The sequence below is a fragment of the Leptospira neocaledonica genome, assembly GCF_002812205.1.
GTDB lineage: Bacteria > Spirochaetota > Leptospiria > Leptospirales > Leptospiraceae > Leptospira_B > Leptospira_B neocaledonica.
Window position 1 is genome coordinate 45,923 of the sequence record NZ_NPEA01000011.1, and the last position, 12,825, is coordinate 58,747.

A 12,825-nucleotide genomic window follows, 5' to 3' on the forward strand; every position below is an offset into this window, starting at 1 on the left:
GCTACTAATATATGAGGAAACAAAATGAATGAAATCGTTCTCATAGCTCTAAAAAGACCCTACACTTTCGTGGTCCTCGCTATTCTAATCCTGTTCTTCGGGATACAATCCATTTTTAAAGCTCCCACGGATGTTTTTCCAAACATCAAAATTCCGGTGATTTCGGTAGTATGGGGATACCAAGGTATGCTTCCTGAAGATGTTGCAGGAAGGATTACCTATTTTTTTGAAAGGGCATTAACCAGTACTGTAGAAGGGATCAAGAGTATTAATAGCAGATCCTATTACGGAAGTAGTATTATAAATATCGAATTGCAACCTCATACTGATCTTGCAGGTGCAGAAGCGGAGGTGGCTGCGATTTCGCAGACAGTAGTCACTTCCTTGCCTCCGGATATTTCTCCTCCTATGATCATGAGGCTGGAGGCATCTTCTGTTCCGGTTGCAATGCTGCAAGTTACATCCGAGAAGATGACTCCAGCAGAACTCTATAACCTCGCTTTCATGAGGATACGCTCCTTATTAGTTACCATCCCGGGAGCAATTATTCCTCAGCCCTATGGAGGAACTCCCATGCAATTATTGGTTTCCTTGGATAAGCAGAAACTTTTATCCAGGAATCTTTCACCGATGGATGTATTCAAGGCGTTCAATGAGCAGAGCGCAGTGTTGCCAGCAGGAGACCAGAAGATCGGCAAGACAGACTGGATGGTAATGACCAATGCAATTCCAATACACGTAGAAGATTTTAATAATATTCCAATCAAAAGGGTTGGGAATAGTACATTCTTCATGAGAGATGTTGCAAGTGTTGCATTAGGCGGCCCTCCTCAATTGAACTCGGTTCTCGTAGATGGAAAACAATCCGTATTGATCGTTGTGATGAAAAGTGGCGATGCATCCACTCTGGATGTGGTAGACGGAATTCGTAAAACCATGCCTAGGATCAAAGAAATTTCTCCAGATGATGTAGAGATCAAGCTACTAAACGATGCTTCTATCTTCGTTAAAGATTCCATAGAGAACGTTGTGCATGAAATGATCTTAGCTGCGGGTCTTACTGGACTTGTAGTTTTACTCTTTTTAGGTTCTTGGAGAGCTACAACGATTATCGCTACTTCAATTCCACTTTCTCTTTTAAGTTCGATCATCGGCCTTCATTTGATAGGAGAATCTATCAATGTAATGACATTAGGAGGTTTGGCCTTAGCCGTGGGAATCCTCGTAGACGATGCTACGGTGATGATAGAGAATATAGACACTCACATTGAGATGGGTAAACCATTAGAGACGGCGATCATAGATGCCGCGAACGAGATAGTAATTCCAACATTCGTAGCAACTCTTGCGATCGTAATCGTTTGGTTCCCTCTATTTCAATTAAGCGGTGTTTCTGGTTGGTTATTCAAACCAATGGCAGAAGCGGTGGCTCTCGCAATGATCGCCTCCTTCATTCTTTCCAGGACTCTTGTTCCTACAATGGCAAAATATTTGCTAACTGCTCATCATTCTCCTGAGAATAATAAGCATGGATCTCATTCTAAAGCAGCGGCAAAACATCATATAATCCCGACTTCTCCTAAAAAAACAAACTCTCGTTTCGCTTTCCTTGGAGAATGGATCAATTTCCTAATTCGTTTTCAAAAGGGATTCGAGCACAACTTCACTGAATTCAGAGAACGTTATTATATTCTTCTACAGAAAGTAATAGCAGATCGTAAAAGATTTGTGAAGATATTCTTAGCGATAGCAACCGGTTCCCTTCTTCTATTCTATATGAATGGTAGAGACTTTTTTCCTGAGATTAAGGCTGGAACCTTACAGATGCATATGCGTGCACCTTTAGGAACCAGGATAGAAGTTTCCGGAAGAATTGCCACTTTAGTTTCGGAAGATATTAAAAAATTACTTCCTGGTAAGGTTGAGAGTGTTTTAAGCAACTGTGGTCTTCCTGTAGGACCTCATAACCTTGCATTTATACCTACTCCTACGATCGGTTCCCAAGATTGCGATTTAACAATTTCTTTAAAGGATGAAGAGTCTCCAGTTTGGGATTATAGACAGACTCTTAGAAAAGGATTAAGTGAACTTTACCCAGGAACAGTATTTACATTCCAACCAGCGGACTTGACTGCAAAAATTTTAAACTTCGGCTCACCTTCTCCAATCGATATCCAGATCAATGGAATGGATCTGGAGAAAAATTTTGAATTTGCTCAAAAACTTCAGGGTAAATTGAAAACGATTCCTGGCGCGGCAGATGTTGTGATCCAACAAACAATGAGCACACCTACTCTTCTTGTATATGGAAATAGAAGTTTAGGGATCAACCTCGATCTTCCGATGAAATCAGTTGCAGAAAATATGTTACTCGCAACTTCGGGAAGCCAGCAGATAGACCAAGAGTATTGGATGGATCGTAAAACAGGTCTATCTTACCAGATCAATATCTATGTGCCTCAGCCTCAAATGAGAAGAACAGAAGATTTACTCACTGTTCCAGTCAATCGTGGAGACTTACAAGATAATTCAGAAAATGGAATACAACTATTAGGTAACGTGGCAAACGTTACACCAACAGGAACTCCAGGTTTAGTAACTCACCAAAACCTTTTACCTCTCATCGATGTGTATGTTTCTGCAGAAGGTAGAGACCTAGGAGGAGTTTTAAGTGATGCTCAAAAGATTATGGACTCCATGAAGAGCGAACTTCCCAGAGGAGCCGCAATTGAGATACTAGGCCAAGCAGAGACAATGAGGAGCGCATATATAGAGTTGATTGGCGGACTCTTTGTAGCAATTCTTCTGGTTTATCTTTTGATCGTGGTAAACTTCCAGTCTTGGACTGACCCATTTATCATCATCACTGCGCTACCTGGCGCTTTAGCTGGGATTGCCTGGTCCTTATTCCTAACACGAACATATATATCAGTTCCTGCACTAACAGGAGCGATTATGTGTATGGGAACTGCGACTGCAAACTCAATATTAGTAGTTTCTTATGCAAGAGACCGTTTAGAAGTTCATGGAGACGCAGTAAGAGCTGCTATCGAAGCAGGATATTCCAGGATTAGACCTGTGCTTATGACTGCCTCAGCGATGATCATAGGAATGGTGCCTATGTCCATAAGTAATTCTCAAAATGCCCCGCTTGGTAGAGCAGTGATCGGAGGATTGGCAGTTGCTACATTCGCAACACTATTCTTCGTACCTTGTATCTATGCGATCATCTATAATAACCGTGCAAAAATTCAAAAGGAAAGTTCCAAATGATTCCAACAGTACCTAAAAAGAAACTTGTAACACTATCCACAATTTCATTCGGAGTTATATTTCTGTGCTATATATTTTATCAACAGATACATAGTGCAGAAGAATTCCGAAAGGAAGCCTTGGAAGCTTCCATTCCGAATGTTTCCGTAGTAAGTCCTACACCTCCTAACCCATTGGAAACGATCACTCTTCCAGGAACAGTTCGTGCATGGTATGAGGCAGTCATCTATGCTCAGGTTCCAGGGTACGTGAAGATGTGGTATAAAGACTATGGAGCAGAAGTAAAAGAAGGAGACGTACTCGCTCGCATCAAAGTTCCTGCATTGGATGCAGAATATGCACAGGCAGAAGCGGACCTGGATTCTCAAAAAGCAAAATACAAACTGGCAGCGGTCACTGCCGATAGATATCTAGCATTAAGAAGTTCTCATGCAGTTTCAGAACAGTCCATTTCTGTAGCAGTGGCTGACAAAAACTCGGAAGAAGCAAAACTGAAATCTGCAGAGAAGAATGTGGATAAATATAAGGCTAGGATCAATTTTAAAACGATAGTTGCTCCTTTTAGTGGAGTTGTGATCCAAAGAAATATAAACGTTGGAGACTACGTAAACCAAGAAGGGAATGTTGATGATAGCAAAACACCTTCTAACTTATTTACTGTAGCGGATATTCATAAAATGCGTTTATTCGTTTCTGTTCCGGGAACATTCGCCTACTTGTTAAAACCCGGATTATCTGCTGAACTCACAGTGCAACAATTCCCGAATCGAAAATTCATAGCGAACTTCCTTACCATCTCTAAGGGTTTCGATTTGAATATGAGAACTGTAATTGCAGAATTTACGATAGATAATAAGGACAGAGCCTTATGGCCGGGCTCTTATGCACAAGTGACCCTCACTGCACCTGTTAAAAAAGATCTTTTAACAATACCTTCCAGTTCCTTGGTGTTTGATGAAAATGGCACTCAAGTTGCAACTGTCACGCAGGACAATAAGGTTCATTTCAAACCGATCACTGTGAATAAGATCATAGATTCTATAATAGAAGTAAGAGATGGAGTTAGCACGAATGATCGAATTGTGAATAACCCTTCTGCTTCTTTATTGGAAGGCGACCAAGTAAGAGTGGTTGAGCCAAGAAACGGATATTCAGATATGAACTCTTCGAAAAAAGAAGATTCAAAACATGAACCAGTAGCATCCAAATGAACCGATCTCGAAAAATATATAAAACAAAAGGGAGAAACATCGTCTTAGGGCGTTGGTTCTCACTCTTACCATTGGCAGTCTTATTGGTTTCTTGTTTGAATGGTCCTGCGTTTGATCTTGCTCCGAAATATCTTAGCCCGGACTATGTGGTCCCAGATTCTTGGAGCGGATCTGGCCCTTTTGTAATAGCAAAACCTTCTGAAGGAGAAGCTATACAAGCGGATTGGTGGAAACTTTTTAATGATCCTGTATTAAACAAATTAGAAGAACAGGCAATCGCCGCGAATCCTGATTTGCAAGCTGCCGCAGAAAGATTCGTACAAGCAAGAGATGCAATGCTCAAGGTTCGTTCTCAATTAATTCCTCATCTGGGTGTCGGGCTTAGCGGATCTAATAATAGGCAATCGGACAATCGTCTTTTTAGAGGAGCAGGAGAAGCAGACCAAGAAGGAACCGCAGCTTTAGGCGGTGTCGCTTCTTGGGAACCCGACTTTTGGTCTTCTATCAGAAACTCAACAAGAGCACAAATTTATAATGCACAATCTGTAGCTGCTGATTTTGCTTTAGCACGTTTGAGTTTGCAAGCCGAACTTGCAGTTGATTATTTTACTTTTAGAGGTTTGAATGCTCAGGATACGACGTATCGTCAATCCATAGAATTTTATGAGCAGTCCTTAAATCTTGTAAACGAGAGATATAAGGGTGGAATAGCACCCGAGCTGGATGTGCAGAGAGCACAGTATCTTTTATCCAGTACTCAAGCAAAACGTTTAGATATTCAATCTAAGATGAGAGTAACGGAAAACGCTATTGCGATCTTACTCAATAGAGCTCCTACTGGATTCAGCATCCCTCCAGTAGAAGAAGTCCATGTTGTTACGTTTAAAGTGCCAGCTACTCTTCCTTCTACCTTACTAGAGCGAAGGCCGGATATCGCTTCTATGGAACGTAAAATGGCAATAGCAAATCGTAATATAGGTATAGCACGTGCTGCGTTCTTTCCAAGTATTTCATTTAGCGCTGGTGGAGGATTCGAAGGAGGAGTTAACTTAGTCCAACTCGCAAATAGTTTCTGGTCTTATGGCTCCACAGTTTCTCTCCCCATTTTTCAAGGTGGATATCGTAGAGCTCAATTACAACAAGCATGGTCGGCTTACAGAGAAACAGAAGATGTCTATCGCTCCACAGTGCTGAACGCATTCAGAGAAGTAGAAAATGGACTGACAGAAACTACTTATATGTCCCAACAATCCCAAAGACAGGACCAGGCGGTAGAAGCAGCTTCACAAGTACAAAATATGACAATGGCCCTGTATAAAGGTGGTTTGAGTAATAGTTTGGAATTGATCTACGCGCAAGTAAATACTCTGGATGCTCGTATAGATGCAATCCTTGTTAAGACTGAATTAAACAGGGCATCTGTAAGATTGATCAGAGCATTAGGTGGAGGCTGGAAAAATACTCAATTGCCTGGAGACGACGAGATCCAACCTTTCAATATATTTGATTTTTCTAATTCTAAAAAACCTGATTCGGCGGGTGGAATAGATGTAAATGCAGAGGAAAACAATTCTCAGCATAAGAATTTAACGGCGCCCGTTCTAGACAAATAATCCAGAATAGATCAAAAAACCAGAGAAAGAAATCAATCACTTTCTCTGGTTTTAAATTCTTCTATATCAATCAATGCATGATATTTACGTATCACTTCCTCGTCGAATCCAGAGTCATGGTTGAGTTCGTTTAAAACATCTCTTTGGAATTGTAGAAGTTCTAAATATACATTTCCATATTCTTTTCTTTCACCTTGATGAATACCAGACATTCCCTTTAGTTCTTCTTCAAAATACCCTAACTCCGTTTTCAAGCGTGAGATCAGATTTTTAAGATGTTTATTTTTTCTTGCACCTGTATTATTTTTTTCTAAATAGTGAAGTGATTCTGTAGCCAATTTTTTCTGAATTATCACTTCTTGGCGATGGACCGGAATTGGAGTTTGAAAATCCATTACGTTCAATTTTCGAATCAACCAAGGAAGAGAAAGTCCGTTAAAGATCATTGTGGTTAATATCACTATGAATGTGATAAACAAGATAAGATTTCGATACGGAAAAGGAGTTTCTCCGTTTGTATATAATGGAATAGAAAGTGCCGCCGCAAGAGATACCACTCCCCTAATACCTGCCCATCCCAAAACAATTGGAATCTTCCATCCTGGATTCACTTCCGTAACTTCTATAAAATTACTCATGATCCTAGTAAAACCGGATGTACAAAGCGCGATGATAACCCTAATTATTACCAAAGCAAATGAGATTAATAGCCCATAGACAATCGCATTTATTAAACTTATATCCCCCAGCTGATTTACGATAGAAGGTAATTGCAAACCGATTAGCAAAAACACAAGTCCATTCAGAATAAATACTATACTACTCCAAACATTCTCACCTTGGATACGGCTAACGTAACTTAAAAGACCTTGGCGTTTACTCGAAAGAAAAAGTCCTCCGCATACCACAGCAAGAACTCCAGAAACATGAAAATGTTCCGCCAAATAATACATACAATATGGAGTCACAAACGTTAAAACGATCTCTATACTCGGCGTAAGTGGAAGCCAACGATGTATTCCATAAAAGATAAGACCCACAAGCAAACCTATGAGTGAACCAGCGATCACTACCCAAACAAAACTGAAAGTTGCTTCTTGAAGATTAAACTGCCCAGTAATTACTGCTGCCAAAGCAAAACGGAACACGATCAAAGAAGAAGCGTCATTCAGTAAACTTTCTCCTTCTGCGATACTTACCACAGACTTGGGAGCTTTTGTCTGTTTCATAATAGTAACAGAAGAAATGGAATCAGGCGGAGAAATAATTCCTCCTAGTAAAAATCCGACCGCTAAAGTAAATCCAGGAATCAAGGAGCTAGAGATCAAAGCAATTACACAAGAAGTGATGATTACAATTGGAAAAGCAAAACCTGCAATGATCCTTCTCCATTTCCAAAATTCTTTCCAAGAAATTTGCCATGCAGCTTCATAAAGTAATGGAGGAAGGAATATTAGAAAAACAAGTTCCGGAGTGATTGTGATATTTTGGAAGAATGGAATGGTGCTTACAACGAGCCCTCCGATCAACAAAACGATCGGATAAGCAAGTCCCAGTCGATTGGCAATTACAACCAATCCGAGGATGATTAAAATCAGATACACGTATTCAACTAGAATATTTTCCATCTTTTCCTGTTTGAGCGGGAGATTTTACAGATCATTATGAACCTTTTTAACTACTCAACAACTTTACAGTGCTCCAGTTTTCTATCGGACACTTTGTGTTGACTTCTCTTGGTAATCGAAAATACTTTGGTGTGCTTAAATATTACTCTAGTCTAATCTGTATCGCCTCACTTACTTTATTTGCAACACCTGCAGAAGCATGGTGGAACCATTTCTTATTCAATAGACCGGCTCTCGAAGCTATACCTGAATTAGTATCCGCTCCTAAGGTAAAAGTAGAATCTCTCGAAGATTTTTTACTTAAAGAACAGGACAAACTTATCCCTCTTATGAGGGATATGGAGAAGGAAGCAAATCTCGATTACGATAAATATGCTCCACTTCCGGAGGCACTTGTATTCAAAGGTGGAGATAGAAAAACGATTCGAAATCATTTTTTAAGAGCACTTAGGTTAAATACCGGAACACCGTTAGGTTATTTTTTGCAAAATTTTCCGGGATATCCTCTGCCTGGAAAAAAATCCGATCCAATGACAGTAAGTATTTATGGAGAGAAAGATCTAAAACAAGATTATGAATTTTATGATATTCGAATAGGAGATTTTGTTAGCCCATTAGAGGTGCTTGCGACTGCAGGCGATGAGCCGGATTTCGGATTAGATCTAAATTTATTCGAAGATAATGGAGAAAGTTTCGGAAAAGATTATGGTTTTGGAATACAATCCTTTGGTGATTCTAAAATCTATTATGCCACCCAGGTTCCATTTCATATTGGTTATTATCACGAATCGCCGATCATTTTTGCTGCGGCTGGATTTTTAACCCGTACTTATCCTAAGTATAGAGTGTATCAGTTTATGACACTTTCTCGCTATGCTTTTCAAACAGGGCATACATATTGGGGATATCGTTTTTTGGGCTGGGGAATGCATTATGTTGTGGATCTAACACAACCGTATCATTCCAGAGTTCTTCCAAATTTTGGGACAATCAGTATGCTTTGGATTAATTTAAAAGCCATACTTGGATTTGAAAGCGCCAAAAACGATGCGATCGACAGGATTGCCAGTCGTCACACTACTATCGAAAAATACCATTTTAGTACATTACGAAATGCGTATCAAAGCAAGAATTTAACTCATCCTTTTATAGTAAGTGTAAAAGAAACCGATTTTGATAATAGTTACGGTAAGTACGATAATTCTTATATAGTAAATATAGTAACACAACAAAGTTATGATATTTCCGATCGGATCGATACTCTAATAGATGAATCGAACCTGCTAAAAGGTTTTTCAGAAGGAAAACTTTTACCCGAGATCAATCAAAAGTCATTGGGAGATCTTGATTCTACAATTACGGAGCATATGAAAAGTGTAGGTTCTCATATCCGGAATTATGTAAAGGCCGGATTGAAACAAAACTAAGGAAAATTAGGCTGAGACTGTAAAAGCAAAATCAGCCGATTATTCGATTAATAGAACGAATGATATTTTTCGTGAAACACTCTATTAGGGACTTTTCCATCCGTTAAAGAATATTCTTCCCTAAGCCCCTCTAAGAAATACATGGCCATATAACCCTTGTTCTTAACCGGTACTGTCCCTCTATATTCCGTCTTAAAAAAATCGTCTACTAATTCGAAAGTATTCTGGGAAATATTGACCTTACCCACTTCTCCTCCGGACTCCAAACGTGAGGCTGTATTAACCGCATCTCCCCATACATCGAATGCGAATTTTTTCTTTCCGATCACTCCTCCGATGACCGGACCCGTATGAATACCTATCCTCATCTGCCAATATGGTAATCCCAATTGTTTCTTAATCGATTGCATTTGATTCATGAACGCCTGCAATTCCAAAGCGGCCAAACAAGCATCGATCGCGTGAGTTCTATTTTTTGCAGGGATCCCACCCACGCACATATAGGAATCCCCGATCGTTTTCAATTTTTCTAATTTATAACGATGTACTATCTCATCGAATTGAGTAAAACAACTATCCAATTCTCGGATCAGATCAGATGGAGAAAGTGTCTCTGCAATTTGTGTAAATCCTTTAAAATCGGTAAATAGGATAGTTGCGGATTCGTACAAGATAGGTCGCACTTCTCCTTTTTCCTTTAATTCCTCAGCAATCTCCGAAGGAAGAATATTCAGAAGTAATGAATCCGCTTTTTCACGAGAAGTCTCCGCTTCCGTAAAAAGATTTTTGATCTGGTCGTATAAGGACGCATTATGCAATGCAGTAGTAATCTGTTCGCAGATCCGCATTATCTTCTCCCTAGCCTTAACGCTTAAACCTATCTTCTTTTCGAAAGCGGTTAGATTAAGAATACCTATCACCTCATGGTTTAATATGAGAGGAATTTGGAACATAGAATACAGATGGCAATTTTTTGCGATCCTGAGATCGATTTTAGAAAAGTTCACCATACTTCCATTGAGTAAATTCGTAAAACCTTGTTCCGATCGTATATCATCTATATATAATGGAACTTTTTCCGAATAAGTATGATAGATACTTCCTCCCGTTTCATTCAAAGGAATTTCCAGATCACGAAAATATTGCATTTCCTTTTCGGTAAGTCCAGGCATTGCGGAATTGCCGGAGTAAGTCCTTAACACTCCGTTTTCCTTATCCTTTAGCAATAACCATATAGTATCAACAGTACTATGATCGACGATATAATCGAATGCTGACTGAAAGACTTGATCAAGATCCAAAGAAGAATTCAGAATTCTTGCGAATCGATTCAACTCTTCTATCTCTTCCGCAGAATCTTTTGTTTCCTGTAATAGAATCGCGTTTTGAACTGCGCCTGCGATCTGATCTCCCAAAGACGCGATCTCCTTTAGATCTTTCTGAGCTAAAAATTGGACTTTTGACCAGGTTACAGAAAGAACTCCAAGCGTTTTTCCTTGTACGATCAGAGGAACATGAAGAACAGATTCCAAATTAAAAGTTCGAACTAGTATCGCATCATACGGAGAAGCGTCCAGCCACTCAGGTTTAATTTCCGCCAAATAGATCGGCTTTTGTTTTTTCGAGGTCCTTGCAAGAACTCCTCCTTCTAACGCTAATGGAATCTTAAGATCCGCTATCTTATCCTTAATATCCGAATCCGCGTTTGAAGTAAGGTGATACAATACCAATGATTGCTGAGCATCATTGATCGTAAATAGAGCGAGTATGGAATCTTCTCCGAATCTTAAAGAAATATGATCCTTAACAAATTGTAAAATTTCGGTCAGATCGCTCGTTGAATTGATCTTCTTCGCAAGTTCGGTCAGCACTTCTGCTTCGTTTTTAGAATTTTCAGCCTCTTCTCTTGCCCGATCCAATCTATGTAATAAAACATCCAGTTCAGACGAAATTGGTCTCGTCAAAAAGAAGGCGAGTTGATATCCCAGAAGAAGGATTGGAAAACATATTAAAAGAATATAAAGTATTCTTGAATCTATCGGACTACTTTTAGACAAAAAAGGAAAAAGAAGAAATGAAAATAACGGGATCAAGGAAAGGGATAATAAAGAGATCCTGTGACTTATCCTAAAAGCCTGTTGAGCTTCCAGTCTTGTAGAATTCCGCAGAACTCCGTAGGCTAATATTCCAGTCGGAATAATACTTAAATTTCCAAGTGGATAAATAGGAAATCCTTGTGTTGCGGGCAAATTTAAAAGAAGCATAATACTTCCTACAATTAAGAATAGAACCGCCAAGTTTCCTAAAAAATCGGATTCTTTTTTCCTGAATGCGGAGAACCATTCCGACAAAACCGCCAGGATCCCGATAAAACCGACTACTCCAAATCCTTGTACAACCGGTCCGGATGCAAGTATCCTTCCCCAAGCGAATTCGTAATATCCCACGAACAACCAAGGCGAGAGTGCGGCTACACTTAATAAAAACACAAGCGCATCGAAGATAGGAAAATATTTTGGCAACGGTTTCTTTAAGGCAAGATACGCAAAACGTATATGAATAGAAGGTGCAAGAAAAAAGATCATATAGCAGACTTGAGTGACTCTAAGACCTATTATAGGATCCGAAATTATATTGATAGAAAGCACAGAGATCAACTGTGCTCCATAGATATAAAGGGAAAATGCCGCGATCTGATTTAGAGGGGAAGCAGGGTTTGTTCCTCCAACAATGATCCCTAACCAGAAAACCGCCAAAGTAGAGATCAATGGAATAAAAAGCCATTGTATGTTCGGGGATTTAGCAAGTTCATCTGGAGAAATAAGATAAACAAATGCTCCTGATATTCCCAAAAATAAGAGTGCGATTATCGCATTCAAAAAATAGAATAAAGCATTTTTATTAAATAAGAAATCACTTAAGTTCAGAAAGTCTGATCGAAATACTCCGTATGCAAGAATAAGCATAGGAATAAAAGAAAAATTACCCCCCGGAAAGAAAGGGATCCCTATGAAACTAGGTAGATTGGATGCAGCCAGAATGATAAGGAGGTTTTGTCCGAGTACAAGTGTTTTTTTATTCTTTAAAGAATTGTATTTTAGAAAATGAAGAATACATGGAACACCAATGAGAAAGTAAGTAGATACTCCTATGATTCCCCAAGGTTTTAAGAAGAAAGTGGATACAGGATATTTTCCGAACGGATAATGTATAAAATCTCCAGTAAAGGCCCGATTTAAAACGATGCCGGACAATGCAAATACGACTGCTCCCCAATTCAACCAGTTCATCCAAGAAAGGATCTTATATTTTTTTTCTAGGATATGATGTAGAATATGAGCACTCATAGGAGTGAATAAAAGAACGATCGGGTACAAGAGCGTATTAACGGATAATAAAAAACTCTTATCCAAAATAACCGCTCTTAGTCCCAAAAGAAGCCCAAGAGTTCCGAAGGCAAGGCAGCTAATTGCAAAACTAATTAAAAGAGCTTGAGAACCTTCTTTTCGAGCTCTTATCATACCTGCGACAAATAACAAAAAACCTACAACAAAGGTAGTGAGCCCTGGAACTGCAAAAGGGAATTGGTACCAAAAATACTGAAGATCTGTAGGAGCCGAAGAAATGATTGGCCAAGCGTTCTGTGGTAAAACTTCCATATTCGGGACAATAT

Annotated in this window: 6 protein-coding genes; 4 read left to right on the plus strand and 2 right to left on the minus strand. The window is 39.3% G+C overall.

Annotation, left to right across the window (positions count from 1 at the left end; all coding sequences use genetic code 11):
* The first annotated feature begins 24 nt into the window (after nucleotides 1–24).
* The 3 genes from CH365_RS17790 to CH365_RS17800 are packed head-to-tail and all read left to right on the plus strand — an operon-like array spanning nucleotide 25 to nucleotide 6,097.
* A complete protein-coding gene (locus CH365_RS17790; protein ID WP_100769887.1) occupies nucleotides 25–3,273 on the plus strand; it encodes an efflux RND transporter permease subunit in 3,249 nt (1,082 codons plus the stop codon).
* A complete protein-coding gene (locus tag CH365_RS17795) occupies nucleotides 3,270–4,484 on the plus strand; it encodes an efflux RND transporter periplasmic adaptor subunit (protein WP_100769888.1) in 1,215 nt (404 codons plus the stop codon). The genes CH365_RS17790 and CH365_RS17795 overlap by 4 nt, the downstream gene beginning before the upstream one ends.
* Nucleotides 4,481–6,097 carry an efflux transporter outer membrane subunit gene (locus tag CH365_RS17800; protein ID WP_100769889.1) on the plus strand — a complete coding sequence of 539 codons (1,617 nt, stop codon included), beginning with the start codon at nucleotides 4,481–4,483 and terminating at the stop codon, nucleotides 6,095–6,097. The genes CH365_RS17795 and CH365_RS17800 overlap by 4 nt, the downstream gene beginning before the upstream one ends.
* Before the next feature lie 32 nt (nucleotides 6,098–6,129).
* Here the strand turns inward: CH365_RS17800 and CH365_RS17805 are convergent, their stop codons facing one another.
* Nucleotides 6,130–7,725: a Na+/H+ antiporter gene (locus tag CH365_RS17805; protein ID WP_100769890.1), complete on the minus strand. Its 1,596-nt coding sequence runs from the start codon at nucleotides 7,723–7,725 to the stop codon at nucleotides 6,130–6,132.
* Between the two features lie 95 nt (nucleotides 7,726–7,820).
* Between CH365_RS17805 and CH365_RS17810 the strand changes: the two genes are divergently transcribed.
* Nucleotides 7,821–9,152, plus strand: a complete 1,332-nt coding sequence (locus tag CH365_RS17810) for a phospholipase C/P1 nuclease family protein (protein WP_244283277.1) — start codon at nucleotides 7,821–7,823, stop codon at nucleotides 9,150–9,152.
* Nucleotides 9,153–9,199: 47 nt separating this feature from the next.
* On the opposite strand, the gene CH365_RS17815 is transcribed toward CH365_RS17810, so the two are convergent.
* Nucleotides 9,200–12,811, minus strand: coding sequence for an adenylate/guanylate cyclase domain-containing protein (locus CH365_RS17815; RefSeq protein ID WP_165782629.1), 3,612 nt, complete (start codon nucleotides 12,809–12,811; stop codon nucleotides 9,200–9,202).
* Nucleotides 12,812–12,825 lie beyond the last annotated feature (14 nt).